This is a genomic window from Acidobacteriota bacterium (assembly GCA_026707545.1).
Classification (GTDB): Bacteria; Acidobacteriota; Thermoanaerobaculia; order Multivoradales; family Multivoraceae; genus Multivorans.
In genome coordinates, this window is the sequence record JAPOWR010000003.1 from 1 (window position 1) to 23,617 (window position 23,617).

16 protein-coding genes are annotated in these 23,617 nt (G+C 67.8%); 3 read left to right on the forward strand and 13 right to left on the reverse strand.

From position 1 onward, the window contains the following. The 7 genes from OXG83_14390 to OXG83_14420 all read right to left on the reverse strand — a co-directional run. A partial coding sequence (locus tag OXG83_14390) for a hypothetical protein (protein MCY3966221.1) occupies positions 1-1,071 on the reverse strand: 1,071 nt, incomplete at its 3' end. A 210-nt stretch (positions 1,072-1,281) separates the two neighbouring features. Then, positions 1,282-3,039, reverse strand: coding sequence for an alkaline phosphatase D family protein (locus OXG83_14395; GenBank protein MCY3966222.1), 1,758 nt, complete (start codon positions 3,037-3,039; stop codon positions 1,282-1,284). Positions 3,040-3,255: 216 nt separating this feature from the next. Further along, the gene (locus OXG83_14400; protein MCY3966223.1) at positions 3,256-4,650 is read right to left on the reverse strand and encodes a hypothetical protein; all 1,395 of its coding nucleotides are present in this window, start codon (positions 4,648-4,650) and stop codon (positions 3,256-3,258) included. Next, on the reverse strand, positions 4,647-6,086 hold the full coding sequence (locus OXG83_14405) for a sulfatase (GenBank protein MCY3966224.1): 1,440 nt from the start codon (positions 6,084-6,086) through the stop codon (positions 4,647-4,649). Before OXG83_14405 ends, OXG83_14400 begins: the two co-directional genes overlap by 4 nt. Positions 6,087-6,305: 219 nt before the next feature. Beyond that, the gene (locus OXG83_14410) at positions 6,306-7,865 is read right to left on the reverse strand and encodes a sodium:solute symporter (protein ID MCY3966225.1); all 1,560 of its coding nucleotides are present in this window, start codon (positions 7,863-7,865) and stop codon (positions 6,306-6,308) included. A gap of 78 nt (positions 7,866-7,943) precedes the next feature. Further along, positions 7,944-10,709: a TonB-dependent receptor gene (locus OXG83_14415; protein ID MCY3966226.1), complete on the reverse strand. Its 2,766-nt coding sequence runs from the start codon at positions 10,707-10,709 to the stop codon at positions 7,944-7,946. Between the two features lie 316 nt (positions 10,710-11,025). Further along, the gene (locus OXG83_14420) at positions 11,026-11,799 is read right to left on the reverse strand and encodes a formylglycine-generating enzyme family protein (protein MCY3966227.1); all 774 of its coding nucleotides are present in this window, start codon (positions 11,797-11,799) and stop codon (positions 11,026-11,028) included. A gap of 84 nt (positions 11,800-11,883) precedes the next feature. Between OXG83_14420 and OXG83_14425 the strand changes: the two genes are divergently transcribed. The 3 genes from OXG83_14425 to OXG83_14435 are packed head-to-tail and all read left to right on the forward strand — an operon-like array spanning position 11,884 to position 13,994. Then, positions 11,884-12,117, forward strand: a complete 234-nt coding sequence (locus tag OXG83_14425; GenBank protein MCY3966228.1) for a type II toxin-antitoxin system Phd/YefM family antitoxin — start codon at positions 11,884-11,886, stop codon at positions 12,115-12,117. 18 nt (positions 12,118-12,135) lie between these two features. Next, on the forward strand, positions 12,136-12,531 hold the full coding sequence (locus tag OXG83_14430; protein ID MCY3966229.1) for a type II toxin-antitoxin system VapC family toxin: 396 nt from the start codon (positions 12,136-12,138) through the stop codon (positions 12,529-12,531). Between the two features lie 2 nt (positions 12,532-12,533). After that, positions 12,534-13,994, forward strand: coding sequence for a DsbA family protein (locus tag OXG83_14435; GenBank protein MCY3966230.1), 1,461 nt, complete (start codon positions 12,534-12,536; stop codon positions 13,992-13,994). Between the two features lie 249 nt (positions 13,995-14,243). On the opposite strand, the gene OXG83_14440 is transcribed toward OXG83_14435, so the two are convergent. The 6 genes from OXG83_14440 to OXG83_14465 form a co-directional block, all read right to left on the reverse strand. Further along, entirely contained in the window at positions 14,244-16,835 is a 2,592-nt protein-coding gene (locus tag OXG83_14440) for a TonB-dependent receptor (protein ID MCY3966231.1), read from the reverse strand. A gap of 29 nt (positions 16,836-16,864) precedes the next feature. Next, positions 16,865-18,415 carry an ABC transporter ATP-binding protein gene (locus tag OXG83_14445; protein ID MCY3966232.1) on the reverse strand — a complete coding sequence of 517 codons (1,551 nt, stop codon included), beginning with the start codon at positions 18,413-18,415 and terminating at the stop codon, positions 16,865-16,867. A 20-nt stretch (positions 18,416-18,435) separates the two neighbouring features. Beyond that, a complete protein-coding gene (locus OXG83_14450; protein MCY3966233.1) occupies positions 18,436-19,464 on the reverse strand; it encodes an ABC transporter permease in 1,029 nt (342 codons plus the stop codon). Then, positions 19,461-20,534 carry a microcin C ABC transporter permease YejB gene (yejB, locus tag OXG83_14455; protein MCY3966234.1) on the reverse strand — a complete coding sequence of 358 codons (1,074 nt, stop codon included), beginning with the start codon at positions 20,532-20,534 and terminating at the stop codon, positions 19,461-19,463. The genes OXG83_14450 and yejB overlap by 4 nt, the downstream gene beginning before the upstream one ends. A gap of 33 nt (positions 20,535-20,567) precedes the next feature. After that, positions 20,568-22,415, reverse strand: a complete 1,848-nt coding sequence (locus OXG83_14460; protein ID MCY3966235.1) for an extracellular solute-binding protein — start codon at positions 22,413-22,415, stop codon at positions 20,568-20,570. A gap of 113 nt (positions 22,416-22,528) precedes the next feature. Then, entirely contained in the window at positions 22,529-23,614 is a 1,086-nt protein-coding gene (locus OXG83_14465; protein ID MCY3966236.1) for a serine hydrolase, read from the reverse strand. Positions 23,615-23,617 lie beyond the last annotated feature (3 nt).

Consider the following 23,617-nt stretch of genomic DNA (forward strand, 5'->3'; position numbering starts at 1 on the left):
GGCGTTGGTGCTGGTGGGGTCGTCGGCGGTGGAGTCGGCGGAGGCGCCGGCGAAGTCGGAGGCGAAGAGGAGCGGGGGGCCTTGGGTGAGTTCGACGGGTGCGGGGGTGGTGGCGAAGGTTGCCGGGGGGTCGAAGTCGGTTGTGTAGACGAGGCCGCGGCTGACGCGGAACTCGTCGAGGAGGCCGGTGAGGCGGTGGTTCCAGAGGGCATCGGTGCCCAGGGCGAAGTAGGCCTCTTCGCCTTCGGGGAGGGCTACGAGGGTGGTGGGTGGTGGGAGCGGCTGGAGGGTGCCGTCGACGTAGTGGCGGAGCTGGTCGGCGGTGGCGTTGTACGTGAAGGCGTAGTGGTGCCAGGTGGGGGTGGCGTCGGCGGTGGTGGCGGTCGGGATGTCGATGGAGGCGCCGGCGGGTTGGTTGACGAGGATGAAGTGCGAGCGGTCGGCGGACCAGGTGAGTCGGGTAACGACGTCGTTCTCGCCGCGCGGGCCGGTGCCGATCTCGAAGACCACGGCTTCGCCTGCGGTCGGGACGTCGGCCGCCGTGTCGGTGCGCCGGCCTTCTGGCCGGCTCCCGCCGAAGGCGGCATCGCCCGGCGAGTGCCAGAACTCCACCGTCCAATCGAAGTCGCCAAGGTTGAGCGCACTGGTCGTCGGGTTCTTGTGGCCGACCTGCTTGCGAAGGTGATTCTCGCCCGAGGTCATCAGCGCCGCGAAGTGGGCCGTGAACCAGCTCAGGGGCTCGACGGTGCGGCCTTCCGGCACCGGCAGCCGGGCGAGCCCGAACTCGCCGGGCTTCTCTTCGGCCGGCGGCACGTCGAGCGGCGGGTCGAGCGGAGCAAGGAGGAGCGCATTGCCGTAGCGGCCGGGTGCGACCTGGGCGCCGAGGCCGAGGGTGAGGACCATGTCGTTGTCCGACATGTCGTCGAGCGTGTGGCTCGGATAGAGGCCGGCAGGTTCGTCGAAGAGCCAGAGGGCTGTGGTTTGGATCGCGTCGGCGCCCGGAGCGGTGGTGGGGTCCGTGCACCCCGCTAGCGCAAAGACAAAGAGGGTTGCAGTAAAGAAACCCGCCAAGGCGCCGGCCGTTCTCTGGGTGCGCGGACCTTCTGGTCCGCTCTCGGGTGAAGCCGCGAAGCGGCGCAGCCCGGACAAAGCAGCCGCCGGCCAAAGGCCGGCGACGATCTTCCCGCCGCCTGCGGCGGCAGCGGACCAGAAGGTCCGCGCACCCAGAGAATGGGCGTTGCCTAAGGCGCCGTTCTTTGCTGGTATCGGTACGTCCACGGGCTAACTCCCCACCCTGAGGTCGGAGTGCGGAATCACCAGAGTCTCAATCAACTCATCATCAATCGAGTAGATCTCGTAAGTCACCCGCGGCTCCTCCACCGCCGTCTCAAACGTCAGCAGACCAAACGAGTCCTTCAGGTTGTAGCTGAACAGCGCACCCGGTTCCACCGGGTGCGTGTGAATGTTCGTCAACTGCCCGCTCAGGAGGTCGTGAAACGCGTACCCGCTGTCACGCTCGATCGCCCACGCTTCCGATCGGTGACGGTCGGACGAGAGCAGCACCACACCGGTGACGTCGTTCTCCTCAACGAACCGGAAGATCTCCTCCCGCTCCTCCGGGAAGCCCGACCAGGTGTCGCGGCTCCCCGGCTTGGCGCCGTCGGCCCAGGCCACCGGGCTGGCGATCACCTTGAACGTAGCCTCGGAAGCGCTTAGCCCGTCGAGCAGCCAGGCCTTCTGCATCGGGCCCAGCATGGTGCGCTCTTCGACGAAGGGGTTCGTCCGGTAGGTGCGGCCGTCGAGCAGGAAGAAGTCGACGTCCCCGAGGGAGAACCGGAACCAGACGCCAGGGTGGGACGCGGAGCCGTAGGCCGGGTTGTTCCAGTTGCGGCGGAAGTGCTCCACCATCGGTTGCTTCCAGGCCGGGCGGTCGACGTAGGGGCCGAGCCAGATGTCGTCGAAGGCCGCGTCGTGGTCGTCCCAGACGGCGTAGACCGGGGTCGCGCTCACCAGGCGCCGGAACTCGGGGCGCGACTGGCGCTGGTAGTAGGTGTAGTCGTGGAACAGGCCGGGCTGCTCAGGCAGATCGATGTAGACGTTGTCGCCGAGCAGGAGCAGCGCCTGCGGGGAGTGGGCGGCGATCGTGTCCCACATGCGTTCGTTGGCGGGCGTGTAGCCGGCGCAGCCGCCGAAGGCGATGGTGACGGTGCCTGGGGTTCCGGGGGGAGGCGCGGTGCGGAGGGTGTAGCTGGGTGCCTGGGACGGCGGCTGCGAGTGCGGCTGGGGCCCTGGCGCCGTGCCGGCGCCGACGAGGATCCGGTAGCTGTAGGTGGTGTCCGGCGAGAGGCCGGCGAGGGTGGCCGTGCCGGTGTAGTCCTGATCGACGGTCGTGGTGCCGGAGGCGCTGTAGCGGTCGCCGCCGGCTGTGGCGACGACTTCGAAGCCGGTCGCGTCGGCGGTGCGGACCCAGACGCTGGCCGTCGTGCCGGTGACGGCGCCGAGCATCGGGCCGTGGACGATCTCGTTGTTCGGGCTCGCCACGTGCAGCGCGAAGGTCGCAGTTGCGGCGAGCGGGGCGAGTAGATCCCGCGGGCCGGCCAGGAAACGGCCGAAGGGCATGCCGGCGTCGAGGGCCGCTTGCATGGCGGCTTCGGCTTCGTCGATCTGGTCGAGTCGGGTCAGAGCCACGGCGCGGATGAAGTGCGATTCAGCGTCGGCGGGGTCGGCGGCTAGGCGGGCGTCGGCGAGTTCGAGCGCCCGGGTTGGGTTGCCGTCCAGGATCTCGAGGAGCTGCCGCTGGCCGCGGCGCTTGTAGTAGAGGTCGGCCGAGCGCTCGTCGAACATGCGGCGGCTCCACTCGTTCTCGGCGCCGTAGAACGGGTGCGGGGAGTCGCCTTCGTAGGCGTCCGGCGGACCGAACTCGCCGTAGTTCTCGCCGCCGGGGTTGCCGGCTTCGCGGGCGGCTAGTTCGTCGGTGCGGTCGTCGGTTCGTTCGGCGGTGGGCGCGGCACAGCCGACCAGTGCCAGCAGGGCAGTCAAGAACGCAACGCCCGTTCTCTGGGTGCGCGGACCTTCTGGTCCGCTCCCGGGCGAAGCCGCGAAGCGGCGCAGCCCGAAGAAAGCGGCCGCCGGCCGAAGGCCGGCGACGTTGTTTCCGCCGCCTTCGGCGGCAGCGGACCAGAAGGTCCGCGCACCCAGAGCACCGCTACGGCGTGGCCGCTTCTCTACAAGCAGATGGCATGACGCACCCACCAATCACCGATCCACGAACGCGCCATCTTCCGTCGTCAGGGTGCTCCAGTTCTTCGGCTCGTAGGGGAACTTCGCGGCGACTTCCTCGTCGAGGTCGATGCCGAGGCCGGGGCGGCTGGGGAGCTTCGCGAAGCCGCGGTCGTAGGAGAAGTGGCCGCCGTGGAAGAGGTCCTGCCAGAAGGGGTCCTGGCCGCTGCCGATCTCGAGGATGGTGCAGTTCGGGGTGCAGGCGCAGACGTGCATGGAGGCGAGCGTGCTGACCTCGCTCTGCGGGTTGTGCGGCGACACGTCGACGCGGAAGCCCTCCGCCATGATCGCGATCTTGCGCAGCTCGGAGATGCCGCCGACGTGGACGACGTCCGGCATGATCACGTCGACGAGCCGCTCCGAGCACAGCGGCACGAAGTGGTAGCGCGAGGTGAGTCGCTCGCCGGTGGCCAGCGGCACGCGGGTCTGGGCGCGGATCTGGCGGACCTCCTCGATCACCTCGTGCTCGAGCTGGGTGACCTCCTCGACCCAGAACGGCCGGTACTCCTCCACCCGGTTGCAGAACTCGACGGCGGAGAGCGGCGTCGGCTTGCCGTGCGCCTCGACGATGATGTCGAAGTCCGGCCCGACGATCTCGCGCACCCGGGCGAGGTGCTCGAGGCCGCGCCGGATCGACACGCGGTGGTTGATCGGCCGGCCGCCCGGGTAGAAGCCGCCCTTGACGCAGGTCCAGCCGGCTTCCTTCTTCTGGCGCCAGAGGTCGAGCTCCTCCTCGTAGTCGGCGGCGCGGCGCTTCTGGCGATGGCTGATCCGTTCGAGGTAGCCCTCGTGGCAGTAGAGCCGCACCCTGTCGCGGGCCTTGCCGCCGAGGAGCTGCCAGATCGGCTGGCCGAGGGCCTGGCCGAGGATGTCCCACATGGCGATCTCGACTGCGGAAAGCGCCGACATGAGCACCGGGCCGCCGCGGTAGCGCGGGCCGATGAACATGCCGCGCCAGTGCCGCTCGATCTCGGTCGGGTCCTTGCCGACGAGGTAGCGCTTGTGGTTCTCGATCGCGGCGGCGACGACTTCGCCCTTGTTGGCGAGGGTGCCTTCGCCGAGGCCGGTGATCCCCTGGTTCGTGTAGAGCTTGACGAAGACGAAATTCTCGTCGTTGCCGGCGTCGACGAGGAAGGTCTTGAGGTCAGTGATGCGGAGGTTGAGGGGTTTGGCGTATTCGAACGTGCGTTCGAGGGGGCCGGGTTGTTGTTGCGCGCGCAGGGGGCGGGCGGCGGCTCCCGCGGCGAGGCCGAGGGCGGCGAGGAGGGCGTCTCTGCGGCTGAGGCGTTTCGTTGGCTCGCGCTCGCCGCTTCGCGGCATCGCGTCTGATGCCGGCCAGAAGGCCGGCGCACCGACACTTCCCCGCTTCATCTTGCGTCGCCTCCGTGTTCGTCGACGAAGCGCCAGTCGTGGCGGGCCTTCTCGTAGCCGGGGTTGACGGTCATTTCGCCGGCGCCGATCTCCTGGCGCCAGGCGGCGAGCTGCTGGAGGAGGCTGTCGGCTAGCTCGGGCTTGTCGGTGGCTAGATCGGTCGTTTCGCCCGGGTCGTCCACGAGGTTGAAGAGGCTGACGGCGGGGCCGATGCCGGCGATCGTGCCTTCGAACCACTCGATCAGTTTGTGGTCGCCCTGGCGGATGGCGCCAGCCGGCATGTAGCCGAGGTGGTGGTAGTGCGGGTAGTGGAAGTAGAGCGTGTCGCGGTCGAGCGCGCCGCTTCCGTCGAGCACCGGCAGGAGGCTCAGGCCGTCGATGTCGGCGGGGAGTTCCTCGACGCCGAGGATGCCGGCGATTGTCGGGAAGAAGTCGTCCGAGGTGATCAGGTCGTCGCTGGCGCTGCCGGGCTCGACGACGCCCGGCCACTTGACGGCCAGCGGCACGCGAATGCCGCCTTCCCAGATCATCGCCTTGCCGCCGCGGAACGGGTCCTGCGCCTGGAGCTGCTCGAAGCCGCCGTTGTCGGAGTAGAAGATGACGATCGTGCGCTCGGTCAGGCCGTGCTCCTCGATCCGGTCGAGGATCTGCCCGAAGCCGGTGTCCATCGTCTCGATCATCGCGCCCATGATCGGGTTGTTCACGGGGTCGTCGGCGTCTGGCTTCGCCTCGTACTTGGCGATCAGCTTCGGGTCCTCGAGCAGCGGGCGGTGGACGACGTGGTGGGTGACGTAGAGGAAGAACGGGTTGTCCCGGTTCGCGTCGAGGAAGGCGAGCGACCGATCGGTGATCTCGCGGGCGTGGTGGGCGTCGGCCAGTGGGTCGTCCTCGTACTCGGGCTTGACGGTTGTCAGGACGTCGTCGAAGCCCTGGGAGGCCGGGTCCATCGGCCGGCCGGGGACGTACTCCTTGTCGACGTTCAGGTGCCACTTGCCGAAGTGGCCGGTCGCGTAGCCCTGGGACTTGAACAGCTCGGCGAGCGTGACCTCTTCGAGCGGTAGTCCCGGGACTTCCGCGGGTCTGAGGAGCCGGGCGTAAGGGTACGGGCTGCCGGGGATGTAGTCGGTGATCTGGAGGCGCGCGGGGTTCTTGCCGGTCATCAGGCTGGCGCGGGTGGGCGAGCAGACGGGGTTCGCCGAGTAGGCGTTGGAGAACGTCATGCCGGCCGCGGCGACGGCGTCGATGGTCGGGGTCTCGTAGAACGTCGTTCCGTGGTAGCCGACCTGGTTCCAGGCGAGGTCGTCGGCGAGAAAGAGGACTACGTTCCAGGGGGTTTGGGGAGTGGTGACGGTCGCTGTGTCTTCGGTGGTTTCCGGAGCCGCGCCGCAGGCTGCCAGTAGGAGGGCCGCTACGACTGCAGTAGAGAAACCGGCCACGCCGACGCCCGTTCTCTGGGTGCGCGGACCTTCTGGTCCGCTCTCGGGCGGAGCCGCGGAGCGGCGTAGCCCGAAGAACATGGTCGCCGGCTTCGCCGGCGGCGATTCTGAAGCCGCCTTCGGCGGCAAGCGGACCGGAAGGTCCGCGCACCCAGAGAACGGGCGGTGCAGGCGGCTCGCTTCTCTACGCAACTCAAAGGTCATCGTCTGTTCGCCTCCTTACCCCGCACTCCGCTTTCGGTCCTTCCAACCAGCATAGGTCAGGTTCCTGTCCACGTCCCGCGCGGGGAAGAAGTAGCTCGCCGCCCAGGCGACGCCGAACAGGACGATGTGGCTGTAGACGCCGAGCATGTAGTTGTGCTGCGTGTAGTTGAGCGGGCCCAGATCGAGCCAGATGCGCGCCTCGCCGCCGAGGCTGAACTCGGTCGAGGTGAGCAGGGCCGCGGCGGTGAACAGCACGCAGACGCCGATGCCGACGTAGAGCCCCTCCTTGTTGACGCGCGGCACGAAGATGCCGAGCAGGAACATCCCGGCGATGCCGCCCGAGAAGATCGCGTAGAGCGCGAACACGGTCGCCAGCACGCCGGCGTCGCCGGCGGCGACGTAGATCAGCGCGACGACGATCGAGCCGAGACCCGACAGCGTGACGACGATCTTCCCCACGCGCACCCGCTGGAGCTCGGTGCTCCGCGGCCGCAGCTTCTTGTAGTAGTCGTCGACGGCGACCGCGGCCAGGCAGTTGAGGTCCGAGTCGAGCGACGAGATCGCGGCGGCGAGCAGCGCCGCGATGATCAGTCCGATGACGCCCACCGGCATCTCGTTCAGGATGAAGTGCGGGAACACCGCGTCGGCGCGCAGGCCGTCGGGCAGCGACGCCTGGCCCTGGTAGAAGGCGTAGAGCGCCGTGCCGATGAACATGAACAGCACCCACACCGGCACGACCATCAGCACGCCGCCGATCGACGCCCGGATCGCCTCCCGGTCCGACCTGGCCGTCAGGTAGCGCTGCACCATCGTCTGGTCCGTGCCGTACTTCTGGACGGCGTAGAAGATGCCGTTGATCGCCATCACCCAGAACGTCAGCTCGACCAGGTTCCAGTCGAACGAACCGAGGCTCACCTTGTTCTCGGCCGCCGCGATCGTGAACACCTGGCCGAGCCCGCCGTCGATCTTGACCGCGATGACGAGCAGGGTGACGAGTCCGCCCAGGATGAGGAGCACGCCCTGGATCACGTCGAGCCAGATGACCGCCTCCATGCCGCCCACCAAGGTCACGACGGTCACCACCAGGCCGAGCACCAGGATCACCGTGACGACGCCGATGCCGGTCATGCTGGAGACCGCCAGCGCCAGCAGGAAGAACACCGAGCCCATGCCGGCGAACTGCGCCAGCACGAACGCGAGCGAGGCGTAGAGCCGGGCGAGGTAGCCGAAGCGGCGCTCGAAGTACTCGTAGGCGCTCAAGCCGATGACCTTCCGGTACATCGGCACGATGAAGCCGATCCCTAGCAGCACGACGATCGGCACCATCAGCCCCTGCACCAGGCGCACCCAGTTGCCGGCGAAGCCGTCGCCCGGGTAGGCCAGGAAGGTGATGCTGCTGATCAGCGTCGCGAAGATCGACAGGCCGATCGCCCACACCGGCACGTTGCGACCGGCCGCGAAGTACTTCGATGTTGTGGACTGGGCCTTCGCGAAGCGGACGCCGACCCCGACCGACAGGACGAGGCTCGCCCCGATGATCAGGTAGTCGAGTAGGTGGAGGGACGGGGTGTCCATGGGCTAGGCGGAGGTCAGCGGAGCCGGCCGAAGGCCGGCGACCTTCTTCCACCCCCCAACCAACACGCCGCAGCTACCTCAGAACGCCCACCTCATGCCGACGTTGAAGGTCCGGCCGGTGATGTCCTGCTGGGAAGCCCGGCTTGCGATGCCCCGGTAGAGATAGACGATCTCTTCCGTCAGGTTGTTGGCCTGCAGGAACAACTCGAGACCACTGTCGAAGAGATAGGTGAACGAGTAGTCGAGGTACATCGCCGAGTCGGCCCATTCGTCCGTGCCGGCCTCGTCGCCGACCTCGCTCAGCCACCGGTCGCTCAGGTTTAGGGCGAGCCGGGTCAGGACCCGGTTCTTCTCGTAGATGAGCGCGAGGTTGCCCACGTTCTCTCTCTGTTCGGGCAGCACGTTGATGTCGTCCCGGTCGGTCTGTTCGCCCAGGTCGATGCTCATCACATTGGTGTACGTGTAGTTCGCGTAGATGCCGAAACCCGAATCCCAGTGCTGCTGCCAGGCGACCTCGATGCCCATCAGGTCCGCGTTGCCGCCGTTGACCGGTTCCTCCACGTCGTAGCCGTCGAACTCGCCGCCGCGCTGAGTCGTCGCGGTGACGAAGTTGAAGTCGTCGACGCTCTTGAAGAACACGCCGCCGGAGATGATGCCGACGTTGTCCAGGAACCGTTCGACCAGGAAGTCGAGGTTGTTGGCCAGCGCCGGATCGAGATACGGATTGCCGCGGATGATCTCCTCGTCGTCCGTGTGGGTGTACGAGAACGGCATCGAATCCCAGAAGTTGGGCCGCGCCATGCTGCGCGTGAACGCGGCTCGCACGAGAGTCTCGTCCGACACGGCGTAGCGGAACTGCAGGTTGGGATAGACGAAGTCGTAGGACCGCGACACGCTTTCCTGCGTGTTTCTGAGCACGTCGTCGTCGTTGACCACGAGGTTCGCTGCCGAGTAGTCGAGGTCGTTGAACTCGGCCCGCACGCCCAGCAGCATCGTCAGCTTTCCGTACTCCTGGGTGGTCATCGCGTAGACGCTGTTGATGTCCTCCTCGGCGTTGTACGGCTCGCCCAGGTTGACGTCGTTGCGCACTTCCTCGACGAACCCGTTCGGGCCCTGGTTGCCGTAGAAGAAGGAGCGGAAACCCGAGCGGTTGTACTGCTGGCCGAGGTTGTAGCCGCCCTCGGTCATGTTCGTACCCCCGGCCTCGAACTGGTCGAGGAACAGGTTGTCGCCCTTCCACTTCCACTTCGAGCGGAGGTCGGCGCGATCCTTCTGCAGCGCGCGGACCTTCACGCCCAGCTTGAACTCGCCGGTATCGCTGCCCCACTGCATCGGCCGGGTCAGATCGACCTTGGCGGTGTCGATCGTGCTGGTCGTGTTCTCGAACTTCTCGTCCACGGCGTCGAACTCGAAGATGCCGCTGTTGTGAATGTCCTGCCTGGTCGAATCCCAACCCGGCGCCTTGCTACCGATGTTGGTCACGTTCAGGTCGAACCCGCGGGCCTGGAACTCCGGCTTGAGCTGCCCTTCCGGCTTCTTGGTGAAGGCGGAACTCGTGGACAGGCTGAAGTCGAGCACGGACAGCCCCAACCGATGCTCCCCGCTGACGCTGTAGGCCGTGATCTCCTGCTCCTCGAGCCGGTCGTGCAGGGACTTCACCAGCCGCAGGCCCTCGACCTCCGTCGGGCTGAGGTACTTGCCCTTGTCCCAGCGAATCCGCGTGATCTGACGGTCCTGGTCGTCTTCGCGGTAGTTCTGCACCACGGCGAAGTCCAGCTTGTGGTTGTCGTTGATCCGCACCTCGAGGCGCGCGTTGGCGCCGTAGCGGTCGCGCTCGTTGGCCGAGAACTGCGCCTCCGTGTTGGTCAGCGCGTAGGGGATCTCGACGCCGCCGACGGTGTCCTCGCTCCCCCACTTGTGCTCGTTGTTGTGGCGTTCGGCCGCGGTGCGCGCGAAGTTCACGCCGATCGAGAACCCGAGGTTGTCGTTCGCGCCCCCCACGGTCGAGTAGTTGAACGCCGAGCGCGAGTGCGTGCCGTCGGCGATCGAGTTGTCGCCGAAGCCCAAGGTGAAGTTGGTCACGCCGTCCGGCTGGTCGAACGCGCTGCGCGTCTTCAGGTTGACCGCTCCGCCGACCGAGTCGGCGTCCATGTCCGGCGTCAGGACCTTCGTCACCTCGATGCCGGTCAACTGGGCGGCCGAGATGACGTCGAGCTCGACCATGCGATTCGCACTGTTCGAGTACGCCACCTGCTGGCCGTTGATCGTGATGTTCGTCATCGCCGACGGCGTGCCGCGCATGGAGACAAACCGGCCTTCACCGTTGTCCCGCTGAATGGCGACGCCGCTGACGCGCTGCAGGACTTCCGCCGTGTTCAGATCCGGGAAGCTCTGGATCTGCTCTTCGGACAGAACGGTCTTGATGTTGATCGCCTGCTTCTGCTCGTTGAGCGCCTTGCTCTGCCCGAACCGGACCGCCTGAACGACGATCTCCTCGGCGAACTCGTAGCGGGCGTCCAGCTCGATCGCCAGGGAGACCGTCTCCCCGGCCGCGACCGTGACGCTGGCCTCGAAGTCCTCGAACCCGACGTAGTTCACGTCGAGCGTGTAGTCGCCGGCCGGCACGCCGTCGAGCCGGTAGCGGCCGTCACTGCCCGACAGGGTGCGGTGGGGAGTGTCTCGTAGCGACACCTCCGCGCCCGGGAGCAGGGCTCCGGATTCCTTCTCGGTGATCGTCCCCTGGACGGACGGTCCGTTCTGCGCCCAGGCGGCCCCGGCGCAGACGAGGACAGCCAGGGCCGCGACACCGGTGTACGTCAAGCGAACCGTGGATCTCTGTCTCATGGCGCAATCTCCCTCCGAGATGGTGAAAAGAACACTCACCCGCGCTCGAAAGCGGGGTGCTAGCTGTTAGGACGCCGTAACGTCTAACGCTGTTCCAACAAGCTAGCACAAGCACCCGTCCCGGGAGCCGGGAAGGCGATGGGATCCAAGGGGTTGGATGCTGGGTGGTGTACTTTGAAAGCGGCGCTCTGCGCCGGATGCCGGCCAGAACCCGGCTGGCGCGTCCTCGCGCCAGCCGCGTCACAGTCCGAGCGCCCGTCATCGGGCGGTCGGATGTCAGGCCGGCGCACCCAGTGGCAGAAGCCGGCGTGCCCAGTCAGGGAGCGAGCGACCTCGCGACGCGGAAGCCGATGAAGTAGCTGCGGAACTGGGAGTAGATCTTGAGCCGCATCGCGGAGCGCAGGTAGGCGGGGCCACCGTTGTAGGCACCGCCGCGGGTGACGCGGCCGACGCAGTCGCCGTCGAGCCAGGCGCTGCCGTCCGCCGGGGCTCCGTCGTAGCTGTCGTTCCAGCAGTCGGCGGTCCACTCCCAGACGTTGCCGTGCGCGTCATGCAGCCCGAACGGGTTCGGCGCGAACGACCCGGTCGGCGCCGTGTAGCGGTGGCCGTCGTCGGGCCAGCCGTGGTCCTGCTCCCCGTTGGCATGCGCGGCGCTCGGTTCGTCGCCCCAGCTATAGCGGGTCGAGGTCCCCGCGCGGGCCGCGTACTCCCACTCGGCCTCGCTGGGCAGGCGGTAGGCCTCGCCGGTGACGGCGGTCAGCCAGAAGACGTAGGCCCGGGCATTGTCCCAGTTCGCGTTGAGCACCGGCCGGCCGCCGCGGCCGCGGCCCTCGTCGCCGGCATCGTAGCCCTCGCAGCCGCCCGCCGCGACGCAAGCGTCCCATTCCTCGAAGGTCACCTCGCGGACGCCGATGGCGAAGGGTGCGGCGATCGTCACCTCGTGCGCCGGGCCTTCGTCCTCGTAGCGGCCGGGTTCGTCCGCCGGCGAGCCCATGACGAAGGAGCCAGCCGGCACGACGACCATCTCGGGGCAGACGTCGCAGTCGCGGAAGGTGGTGCCGGGGTCGGGTTGGGCCTGGGCTGTGACCATTGGACAGCCTGCGGTCAACGCCGCTGCCACAAACAGAAGGTTACCAATTGACTTAGTCATGGACTTAGTCTATCTTCCCTCGTCATGAAGCAGGTGACCGTACACGCAGCGAAGACGCACCTCTCGCGGCTTCTCCGGGAAGTAGCCGCCGGCCAGGACGTTGTGATCACGCGCTCCGGTCAACCGGTCGCGAAGCTCGTCAGCATGGAGGAAGAGCGGCCGATCTTCGGCATCGACAAGGGTCGGTTCGTCGTGCCGGACGACTTCGACGCCCCTCTCGATGAGGACCTGCTGCGCGCGTTCGAAGGCCGGAGCTAAGGCGCCACCAAGTCGCCAGTGAACTACCTCCTCGACACACACTGCTGGCTCTGGATGCAGACCGAACCGGAGCGCTTCGACGCCCACCTCCTCGCCGCCTTGGAGTCGTCCGCGTCGTCGAAGTTCCTGTCTGCCGCCAGCGCATGGGAGATCGCCATCAAGTACGCAATCGGAAGGCTACCTCTGCCAGAACCGCCGGCTGAGTACGTACCGGAGCGAATGCGTCTGAACCAGGTGAGAGCTCTCCCCATCACGCCATCTCATGCCTTGGCGGTAGCCGCGCTTCCAATGCACTACAGGGATCCGTTCGACCGCATCCTCGTGGCCCAGGCTCGAATCGAGGGCCTGACGCTGATTACCGCCGACAGGGTCCTCGAACAGTACGACGCGCCCGTTCTTCGCGTCGGAGCTTGAACATGTCGATCAAGTCCTTCGCCTCGAAGCAGTTCTCCACCCATCTCCTCGACGAGCGCAGGCGCGACAAGGCCAGGGCGCGCGCGGAGCGGGAACGCAGGCGCAAGGGGGAGCCACACCGGATCGAGTTCTTCCACCAGGTCGACGATCCGTACTCGCATCTGCTGGCGCAGGCGCTGGTGAAGGTCCAGGACCGCTACGACGTGGAGGTGGTGACCTGGTTGGTCGAGCCGCCGGAGGACTGGGCGGCGCCGGCGCGGGCGCTGCTGGAGTCGTATTCGCTCGTGGACGCGCGGCGGTTGGCTGAGAAGGCGGGGTTTCATGCGACGTCGGAGACACCGCCGAGGTCTGAGAAGGTGCTGGAGGTTCAGCGGGAACTGGCCGCGACGCTGCCGGCGCCGGGGGAGCCGGGAGCGCGGGCGACGCTGGAAGCGGCTGTGATGTTGGCCAAGGGGCTGTGGGAGATGGCGTCGGCCGCTAGCGATTCGCTGGGACCTGATGCGGCCGCCTCTGGCGACCCGTCCGGAAGCCGGCCAGAAGGCCGGCGCACCCAGTGGGTCGAGGATGCGACGACCGACGCGGCACTCCAGGTCGCGCTTCGCGCCGGCACGGAACGGCGCGCGGAACTCGGCCACTACCTCGGCGGCACCTGCTTCTACGGTGGTGAGTGGACCTGGGGGATCGATCGGCTTGCGTACCTGGAGGAGCGGCTTGCCGATCTGGGGGCGCGGCGGTCAGCAGGCGACCCGGATGCCGGTACCGCGGGCCAGAAGGCCCGCGCCACGGCCGGCGCACCAACAGCAGTCGCGCCGATCTACGAGCAGCCGCGGCTGCTCGAGGAGCCGGTTCCGGTCGACGGTCTCGAAGCAGCGAACCTTCCCGACCTCCACTTCTTCGCTTCCTTCCGGAGCCCGTACACCTGGATCTCGACCGAGCGTGTGATTCGCCTGGCCGAGGCATTCGGCGTCAACCTGCGGATCCGCTTCGTCCTGCCGATGGTCATGCGCGGCCTGCCGGTGAAGCGGTCGAAGCGCGTCTACATCCTGCTCGACGCGGCGCGCGAGGCGCGGCGGAACGGCGTTCCGTTCGGTCCCATCTCCGATCCGGTCGGCAAGCCGGTGGAGCGCGGCTACTCGCTGCTGCCCTGGGCGATCGAGCAGGGGAAGGGCATCGAGTACTTCCGGTCGTTCATGACGCTGGCGTTCTCACAGGCGGTCGATGCGGGGTCGGACCGGGGGTTGCGGCGGATCGTTGAAGAGGCCGGGCTGGACTGGAGCGAGGGCCGCGGCTACCTGGACGATCCGGCGTGGCGGGAGGAGGCGGAGCGGAACCGGGAGGAGTTGTTCGATCTTGGGCTGTGGGGTGTGCCGTCGTTTCGGGTGGGGTCGGTAGCGGCCTGGGGGCAGGATCGGTTGTGGGTGCTGGAGGACGAGTATCGGCGGCTCGCGCTTCGCCGCGAGTAGTGGAGGCTCGCGCTCGCCGCTTCGCGGCATCGCGCTTGATGCGGACCAGAAGGTCCGCGCACCCAGAGTAACGGGCGTGGGGTTCTGCGGGATGCCCTGCTGCAGTTGGGTTGCGCCCGCAGCGGCGTCATGTCAACCGCATGTAGAGAAGCGAGCCACACCGAAGCGGCTCTCTGGGTGCGCGGACCTTCTGGTCCGCTTGCCGCCGAAGGCGGCCAGAACACGCCGCCGGCCAACGGCCGGCGACCGCTACCGCCCCCACCTGTAGTTCAACCGGGCGTAGTAGTACCCGCCGCTGAGGCCCCACGGGGTCACCGGGCTGTACCGCGAACCCAGCACGTCGACCAGCGGTGCCGGCGCGGACGCCAGGACATCGAACATGTTCTGAGCGCCGACGGAAACAGTCGTGTCCGCGACGACCGGGATCGTGGCCTCGAAGTCGAAGATGAAGGCCGAATCCTGGACCGGCGGCGCCGCGTCGGCCCATAGCCGCGTGTAGTAGTAGTCGATCCAGGAGCCGTAGTAGCTCAGCCGTCCCAGCAGGCCGACCGGGCCCACCTGCTGGCCCACCGCGACGTTCCAGCGCAGGCGCGGCACGCCGCGTTCGATGGAGACCACGTCGGCGGGGCTCAGCAGGTCGGAGTCCTTCGTGACCTCGGTGTCGGTGTAGTTCAGGGTGAAGCTGACCTCGGTGTCGCCGTCGAAGGCGACCGGAATCCAGGTCGAGACGAGGTCGATGCCCTGCGTGCGGGTCGAGAAGTCGTTGATGAAGAAGCGGAAGAAGGACAGGTTGCGCGCCGAGGTGATGCTCTGCGAGAGCAGCAGTTCGCGCTCGTCCTCGGTGAGCGTGAGGACCTGCGAGAGCGACAGCCGGTCGTCGATGTCGACGTTGAACAGGTCGGCGGTCAGTGTGAACGGCCCGTTGTCGATCACCAGGCCGGCCGTCGCGTGGACCGACTCCTCGGGCTCGAGCGGCTTGCCTCCGCGCAGTTCCGCCGCGATGAAGGTGGAGGGCACCGTGGCGCTGTCGACGAGTTCCAGGGTCACCGAGTCGATCGTCGTCTGCACGTTGAGCGCGTTCTGCTGCCCCGGCGTCGGCGCGCGGAAGCCGGTGCTGACGCCGCCGCGGATCGCGGCTGTCTCGCTCAGTTCCCGGCGAAACGAGAGCTTGCCGTTCGTCGTGTTGCCGAAGACGTCGTAGTCCTCGACCCGGAGAGCTGCGCCCAGGCCCCACTGGTCGTCCTCGCCGTGCAGCTCGACGTCGCCGTAGACGGCCACGTTCTCGCGGCTCCAGGTCCCGGCCGTGTAGTCGGGGAAACCGGGAAAGCCGTTCGAAGCGGGAATGAAGCCCTGCTCCGCGTAGGGACCGACCTCCCAGGACGGCCTCCCCCCGGCGCCGACGGTGAAGCTCTCGTCGCGCCACTCGGCGCCGGCGGCGACGCTGAGCCGGTGCGACACGGAGTAGGAGACGTCGAAGTTCAGGTTGACGTCTTCCTGCTCGTACAGGCCGGGGTCGAAGTCGCGCGGCGTGTCCGGGCCGAGCGACGCGTTGACGGTGTTCATGAAGAAGAAGTCGGACTCGTGCGAGCCGAGGCTGGCGGACAGGTCCCAGGTGAAGCCGTTGTCCAGCTCCTTCCGGAAGCCCGCGACGATCGAACGGTCGGTGATCCAGCCGCCGAACTGCGGGGTGAAGCCGCCCGGGGCGATCTCCTGGAAGGAGAAGCAGTTCGGGTCGGCGAAGACCTGGGCGAGAGCGGCCGGGTCGGGCACGTTGTTCGTCACCGTGACCGTCGGGCAGTTCGCCGAGCCCATGCCGTTGGCGCGGAGGACGTCGCCGATCAGCAGCGTCTCGCCGCCGTCGAGGCTGTAGATGCTCTGCCGCGAGTTCGGATTGCGGAAGAAGAAGCCCTCCGTCATCTTCTTCTCCGCGTAGTTGGCGAAGCCGTAGAACTCCAGGCCGCCGTCGGAGCGGTGGCCGATGTTGGCGAACAGCTTCACGTCGTCCTCGATCTCGGGGTTGCCCCAGATCTGCACCGGCTGCAGGACGTCGTGGTTGCCGGCGGCGATCAGCGCGGCCGCATCCTGGCGCTGCACGCTGCGGCTGGTCGGGTCCGCCTCGCCGTACTCGAAGCTCAGGTTGGCGAAGCCGTTCTCACCCATCGGCAATCCGAAGTTGCCCGCCACGCTGTAGCCCGCGCCGTCGCCGGCGATGTAGCTGCCGCTGTTCAGTTCGATGCCGCCGCCCGAGGCGTCGTCCTTGAGCAGGAAGTTGATGACGCCCGCGATCGCGTCCGAGCCGTACTGGGCCGACGCGCCGTCGCGCAGCACCTCGACCCGCTGCAGGGCGATCGCCGGGATCGTCGAGATGTCGGGCCCCTGGGCACCGTCCGTCACGCCGCCGAACCAGGCGACGACGGACGACCGGTGGCGCCGCTTGCCGTTGACCAGGATCAGCGTGTGGTCGTGGGCCAGGTTGCGCAGGCTGGACGGCCGCACGAGCGTCGCCGCGTCGCTGATCGGGTGGGTCGCGACGTTGAAGGAGGGAATCAGGTTCCGCAACTGGTAGTCGAGCGCGGCGGCGCCCTGGCGCGTGATGTCCTCGACCGGGATCGCGTCGATGGGGACCTGCGATTCGGTCACCGAGCGGGCGTGCGCGCGGCTGCCGAGGACGACGATCTCTTCGTCGAACTCGTGCTCGTGGGCGTGCTCGTCTTCCTCCGCGTGAGCGTGTTCCTCTTCGGCGGCTTCCGCCTCCTGGGCCGTCGCGGCGGCTGGTGCGAGCAGTAGTGACGTGGCGGCAACGGCCGCCGCCAGCGGCCAGTGTCTCGTCGTCCGGGTCATGGACGCTCCTTTCGTGGGATCGCTCGCGGTTACAGAGCGGCGTTCATCAGCGCCTTAGTGTACGGCTCGCGCGGCGCGTCGAAGAGCTGGCCGGCCGGCCCCTGCTCGACGATGCGGCCGTCCTTCATGACGGCGATCTCGTCGCACAGGGCGCGCACGACCTTCAGGTCGTGGCTGATGAAGAGGTAGGTGAGCCCCTGGCGTTGCTGGAGGTCGAGCAACAGCTCCACGATCTGCGCCTGGACCGTCATGTCGAGCGAAGACGTCGGCTCGTCCAGCACGACGAAGCGCGGTCGGAGGATCATCGCGCGGGCGACGGCGATCCGCTGGCGCTGGCCGCCGGAGAACTCGTGCGGGTAGCGGCGCCCGATCTCCGGATCGAGGCCGACTTCGGTCAGGACTTCGGCGACCCGGTCGCGGCGCTCGCCCGCGCTCATGCCCGGTTCGTGGATCGCCAGCCCCTCGGAGACGATCTCCTCGACGGTCAGGCGGGGCGACAGGCTGCCGTACGGGTCCTGGAAGACGATCTGCATCGACCGGCGGAGCGGCTTGAGCTGCCTGAAGCCCAGCTCGTGGATCGCTTCGCCGTCGAAGAGGATCCCGCCGCGGCTCGAGATCAGGCGCACCATCGCCATCGCCAGGGTCGTCTTGCCGCTGCCTGATTCGCCGACGACGCCGAGGCTGTGTCCCCGCCGCACGCTGAGGCACACGTCGTCGACGGCCACCAGGGTCTTCTTCCGCGGCCAGCCCCGCAGCGGGAACTCCACGGTCAGGTTCTTCGTTTCGACCAGGGCCGACGCGTCGTCCTCGGCGATCGGGGAGACGCTTCGCGGCTCGGCGTCGATCAGCTTGCGCGTGTAGGCATGCCGCGGTCGCTCGAAGACCTCGGCCGTCGGGCCGTCCTCTACGACGCGGCCCCGCTCCATCACGTACACCCGATCCGCCATGAAGCGGACGATCCCGAGGTCGTGGGTGATCAGCAGCAGCGCCATCCCGAGCCGCTCCTGCAGCTCCTTGATCAGGGCCAGCATCTGGGCCTGGACGGTGACGTCGAGCGCCGTCGTCGGCTCGTCGGCGATGAGCAGGTCCGGGTCGCCCGCGATCGCCATCGCGATCATCACCCGCTGCCGCTGGCCGCCGGAGAGCTGGTGCGGGTAGGAGTCCAGCCGCTCGCGTGCTTCCTGCAGGCCCACGAGTTCGAGCAGTTCCACGGTGCGTTCCCTAGCGGCGGGTCCGCTCAGACCCGCATGCACCGCCAGCACCTCCTCGACCTGCTTCCTGATCGTGTGGAGCGGATTCAGCGAGGTCATCGGCTCCTGGAAGACCATGGAGATCCGGCCGGCGCGGAGTGGACGCATGTCCTTCTCGTCGGCACCGACGACTTCTTCGCCGTCCACGAGGATCGAGCCGGTCGGATGCGAGGCGCGGGGATAGGAAAGCAGTTGAAGGACCGACAGCGCCGTGACCGACTTGCCAGAGCCGGACTCGCCGACCAGGGCGACGGACTCGCCCCGGTCGAGCCGCAGGTCGAGCCCGTGGACGACCTCAACGCCGTCGAAGGCGACGGCGAGGTCGGCGATCTCGAGAAACGGAGGCGCCGTCACGACTGCATCCCGGTCCGGCGCGGGTCGAAGGCGTCGCGCAGCGCTTCGCCGATGAAGATGACCAGCGTCAAGAGCGTGGCCAGGGTGAAGAAGGACATGACGCCCAGCCACGGGGCGTGCAGGTTGGCGCGTCCCTGGGCGAGCAGCCGGCCGAGCGAAGGCGCGTCGGCGGGCAGGCCGAAGCCGAGGAAGTCGAGCGACGTCAGGAGCGTGATCGACCCGGTGAGGATGAACGGCAGGAAGGTGAAGGTCGCGACCATCGCGTTGGGCAGGACATGCCGGCGGACGATCCGCCGATCCCCCGCTCCCAGGGCCCGCGCGGCCGTCACGTACTGGAAGTTCCGCGCCCGCAGAACCTCGGCCCGCACCACGCCCACGAGCGCCATCCAACTGAACGCGACCAGGATGCCGAGAAGCCAGAACACGTTCGACTCGACGATGCTGGAGAGAATGATCAGGACGAAGAGGATCGGGAGACCGGCCCAGATCTCGATCAGGCGCTGGCCGAACAGATCCACCTTGCCTCCCAGGTAGCCCTGGACGGCGCCCGCCAGCACGCCGATGATCGAGCTCAGGGCCGTGAGCACGAGCCCGAACAGGAAGGACAGCCGGATGCCGTAGATGAGGCCCGCGAGCACGTCCTTGCCGACGTCGTCCGTGCCCAGCCAGTGCCGGGCGGACGGCGGATAGGGGGCCGGGCCGGGCAGCTCGTAGTCGATCGTGTCGTGCGCGTAGGGAATCGGCGGCCAGATCATCCAGCCGCCGCCGTCCCGCACGAGGTCCTTGACGAACTCCTCGCGGTAGTCGGCCTCCGTCTCGAACACGCCGCCGAACTCGGTCTCGGCATACGTCGCGACGATCGGAAAGTAGAACCGGCCCTCGTGACGAACGACCAGGGGCTTGTCGTCGGCGAGCACCTCGGCGAACAGCGTGGCGCCGAAGATGACGAGGAAGATCCGGAGCGACCAGTAGCCGCGCCGGTTCGCCTTGAAAGCGGCCCATCTCCTCTGCGCCAAGCTGCTCACACGTCCCGCCTCTCGAAGTCGATCCGCGGATCCGTCAACGTGTACGTCACGTCCGTCAGGAGTTGCAGCACGAGCGCCAGCAGGGTCGAGATGTAGAGCGTCCCGAAGATGATCGGGTAGTCCCGGGTGACGATCGCCTCGAAGCCGAGGAGGCCCAGTCCGTCGAGCGAGAAGATGATCTCGGCGAGGAGCACGCCGGTGAACAGCGCCCCGACCAGGGCCCTCGGGAACCCGGCGATGACGATCAGCATCGCGTTGCGGAACACGTGGCCGTAGAGCACTCGGCGCGTCCGCAGACCCTTCGCCTTGGCCGTCAGCACGTACTGCTTGTGGATCTCGTCCAGGAACGAGTTCTTGGTCAGCATCGTGAGGGTCGCGAAGCTCCCGGCGACCAGGGCCGAGATCGGCAGCACCAGGTGCCAGAAGTAGTCCTTCACCTGGGCCCAGAGACCCAGATCACCGAAGTCCTCGGACACCAGGCCGCGCAGCGGGAAGTACTCGATCATCCCGCCGCGCGCGAACAGGACGATCAGCAGCACGGCGAGGATGAAGGCGGGGATCGCGTAGCCGACCAGGATCACGACGCTCGTCCAGATGTCGAACGGGGAACCGTCGGCGGTCGCCTTGCGGATGCCGAGAGGAATCGACACCGAGTAGACGATAAGCAGGGTCCAGAGGCCCAGCGACATCGACACGGGAAGCCGGTCCAGGACGAGGTCGATGACCGGCACATCCTGGTAGAAGCTCTCGCCCAGGTCGAAGCGCAGGTAGTCGCGCAGCATGATGCCGAAACGCACGTGCGCCGGCCTGTCGAAGCCGAACTGGCGCTCGAGCTCCTCGATCAGCGCCGGGTCGATGCCGCCGGTGGCGGTGAGCTCGGTCTCCAGGGTCGCGCCCGCCCCGCCGCCGAGGAGCCCGACCCCCGCGTCGAGGCCGGTGCCCTGGAGCCGGGCGATCGCCTGGTCCACCGGTCCCCCGGGCGCCGCCTGGATGATGACGAAGTTGATCAGCAGCACGCCGACCAGCGTCGGCACCATGAGGAGGATGCGGCGCAGGACGTAGAGGAGCATGCGGGGCGTCCGGCGGCGTTGACGACCCGGGCCCTAGCGGGTCTCGCCCAGGGCGGCGTCGACCCGGGCGCTCTTCTCCGCGTCGAACCACCAGAGGTGCGGGAAGCCGGTCCAGTTCATGTGCTCGCGCCCGAGCGGCGGATGGCCGAAGCGATCCCAGTAGAGGAGGTGGCGACCCTTGGGAGCGCCCTCCGGGATGACGTAGAAGCTCCACAGGAGCACCCGGTCGAGCGCCCGCCCCGCGATGTTCATCTCCTCCTCGGTCTCGGCCCCGATCACCCTCTCCACCAGGGCGTCCACGGCCGGACTGTCGATCCCCGCGTAGTTGAGCAGGTTCGGTAGCTCGGCGCCGTCCGACCGCATGAGGTTGCGCATGAGCGTCGGCCGCGGGACTCGGTGCGTGTAGATCTTCTGCATCGTCATGTCGAACTCGTAGCGCCGCGCACGATTCGTGTGGATGTTCGCCTCGACGCGGCGGACGGTCGCCTGGATGCCTAGCCGTTTCAGGTTCTCCACGTACGGCACGAGCATGCGCTCGTGCTCCCTCAACTGGACCATGATCTCGAACCGGAGCCGCTCTCCCGTCGCCTCGTTGACGCGCCGGAAGTCGCGCACGACCCAGCCGGCCTCGTCCAGCAACTCCCCGGCACGCAGGAGCGCCTCCCGGTTGCGGCCGTAGCCGTCGGTCTCGGGAAGGACGAACTCCTGCGTGAACACGCGCTCGGGGACGTGCTCGCGCAGCGGTTCGAGCAGCGCCAGCTCTTCGGGCGACGGCAGACCGCACGACGCCATCCCCGAACCCAGGAAGAACGTGCTGTTTCGCCGCAGGGCGCCGTACTGAAGGGTCCGGTTGCCCCAGTCGAAGTTGTAGGCGAGGGTCAGCGCCTCGCGGACGCGGATGTCCGCGAACAGCGGCAGGCGGGAGTTGAAGACGACCGACCAGTGCATCCCGTAGGTCTCCGCCATCCGGTAGGTCTCCTTGTTGAAGAGCCCCGTGTCGACCTCAGCAAAGTCGTAGGCCGTGGCGAACTCGCGCTCGTCCTGGTCGCGGTAGTAATCGACAACGCGGGCCTTGAGCGCCTGGATGCCCGCCTTGATGTCACGGAAGTAGAGGACGCCGAAGCGATCGAAGTTGTGGTACCCGCGCTTGAAGTTCAGGTCCTTCGCCCAGTAGTCGGGGACGCGCTCGAAGACGATCCGCCGGCCGGTGTCGACCTCGCCGATGCGGTAGGCGCCGTTGCCGAGCGGCGGCTCCATGGTGGTCGCCGTGAAGTCCCGGTCCTGCCAGTAGTGCTTCGGCATCGGGAAGAAGGCGGCGGCCTCCATCACCGATCTGCGGTTCCTCCTGTCGGCGGCGAAGAGGAAGCGAAACGAGCGCTCCCCCAACGCCTCGATGCCCTCCACGTGACGCCAGGTGGCCTTGAAGCTGACCGTACCGTCGGTCTTGAGCGTCTCGAAGGTCCACACGACATCGTCCACCGTGACCGGCATGCCGTCGTGCCATCGCGCCTCGGGCCGGAGTGTGAAGGCCACCCAACTGTAGTCCTCCGCGATCTCGACCGTCGCGCACAGCAGGCAGTAGAGGCTCGAGAGCTCGTCCTCGGACTGCATCATCAGCCGATCGAGGGTGATCGTCGAGCGCCGCCACCAGTTGAAGAGCTCGGGGCGGCCCTTGTCCGAGTACGGGTGCAGGTTGTTGAACGTGCCCGGGAGAAAGAGCCGCACTTCGCCGCCCTTGGGCGCATCCGGGTTGACGTAATCGAAGTGGGGAACGTCCGCGGCGTACTTCGGTTCGCCGAAGTAGGCGATCGCGTGAGTCGGGCCTTCCTGGGCCAGAAGCACGGCGGTGCCCAGGAACCCAAGGGCCCCGAGAAGCGCCATCGCGACCGGACCCGCGGCGGCGACGCGAGTCCGTGAGCCGGTCGAGGCGGAACAGGCTCCGTGCACGGCTCGCCACGATAGCGAAGCCAGTCCACGCGCCGGCGCCGCGCGGGTCAACGCCGTTCGAGGAGGAGGGCGAGCAGGGCGTCGCGGACTTCGTTGCGGAAGTCGAGTTCGTTCTGATTGAACTGGACCGCGACCGCGATACCGGAGGCCGGGTGGTAGTACATCGTGGAGCGCCAGCCGGGAAACCAGCCGCCGTGGCCGATGAGTTCGCCGTGCGGACTGTCAGCCCGGTAGACGCCGAGGCCGTAGGTTGAGCCCGCGTCTTCGCCGCGGTAGCCGGAGTTCAGCATCTCCTCCAGGTACGGTCCCTCGAGGGCGCGTTCTTCATAGAGGATCTTCGCCCAGCGGGCCAGGTCGCGTGAGTTGGACACGTAGCCGCCGCCGGTCCACTCCGTTTGAGGGCTGAAGGCCATCACGTCGCCCTCGGCGGTCCTGGCCGGAAGCGAGAAGGGGTTGTCCTCGCCGACGTGGCCGGGGGCAAGGTCGGGGAACGTGCGGCCGATCTGCTCCACCGTGCGAGGGAGATCGTGACGGTCGAGCACGCGGCGCCTGGCCTCGTCGTGATACGCGCCGCCGGAGGCCGCCTCCATGATGAGGCCCGCGACGATGTAGCCGGTGTCGGTGTAGGCGTAGCCCTCGCCGGCCGGGAACAGGGGTTCCTTGTCGAGGACGTACTGGACCAGATCCCGCGGCTCGAACCAGGCGTCGGGGTCGCCGGCCGGGCCGCGCCGGGACCGCGCCTCGCGGCGCCAGGCCTCGTCGTAGACGTGGTCGGTGAGCCCGCTCGAGTGGCTGAGCAGGTGGCGGAGGGTCATCGTCTCGTGGTTGGGCAGGCGGGTCCACCACGGTTCGTCGCCGAGCCAGCGCGAGGCCAGATCGTCGAGGCCGAGCAGGCCCTCGTTCACCATGCTGAGCGCCGTGGTGGCGGCGATCGTCTTGCCGATGCTGCCTCCCGGCATGCGGTGCGCAGGATCCATCGGCAGGTTGTTCTCCGGGTCAGCGTAGCCAGTCGCGGCGACGCCTTCGCTGCCGTCCGGGAGGACGAAGGCGGCGGTGGCGCCGATGAAGCCGAGTTCCGCGCGGAGTTCGTCGAGGCGCTGCTGGAAGAGCTGCTCGGTTTCGGTCAACGTCATGTC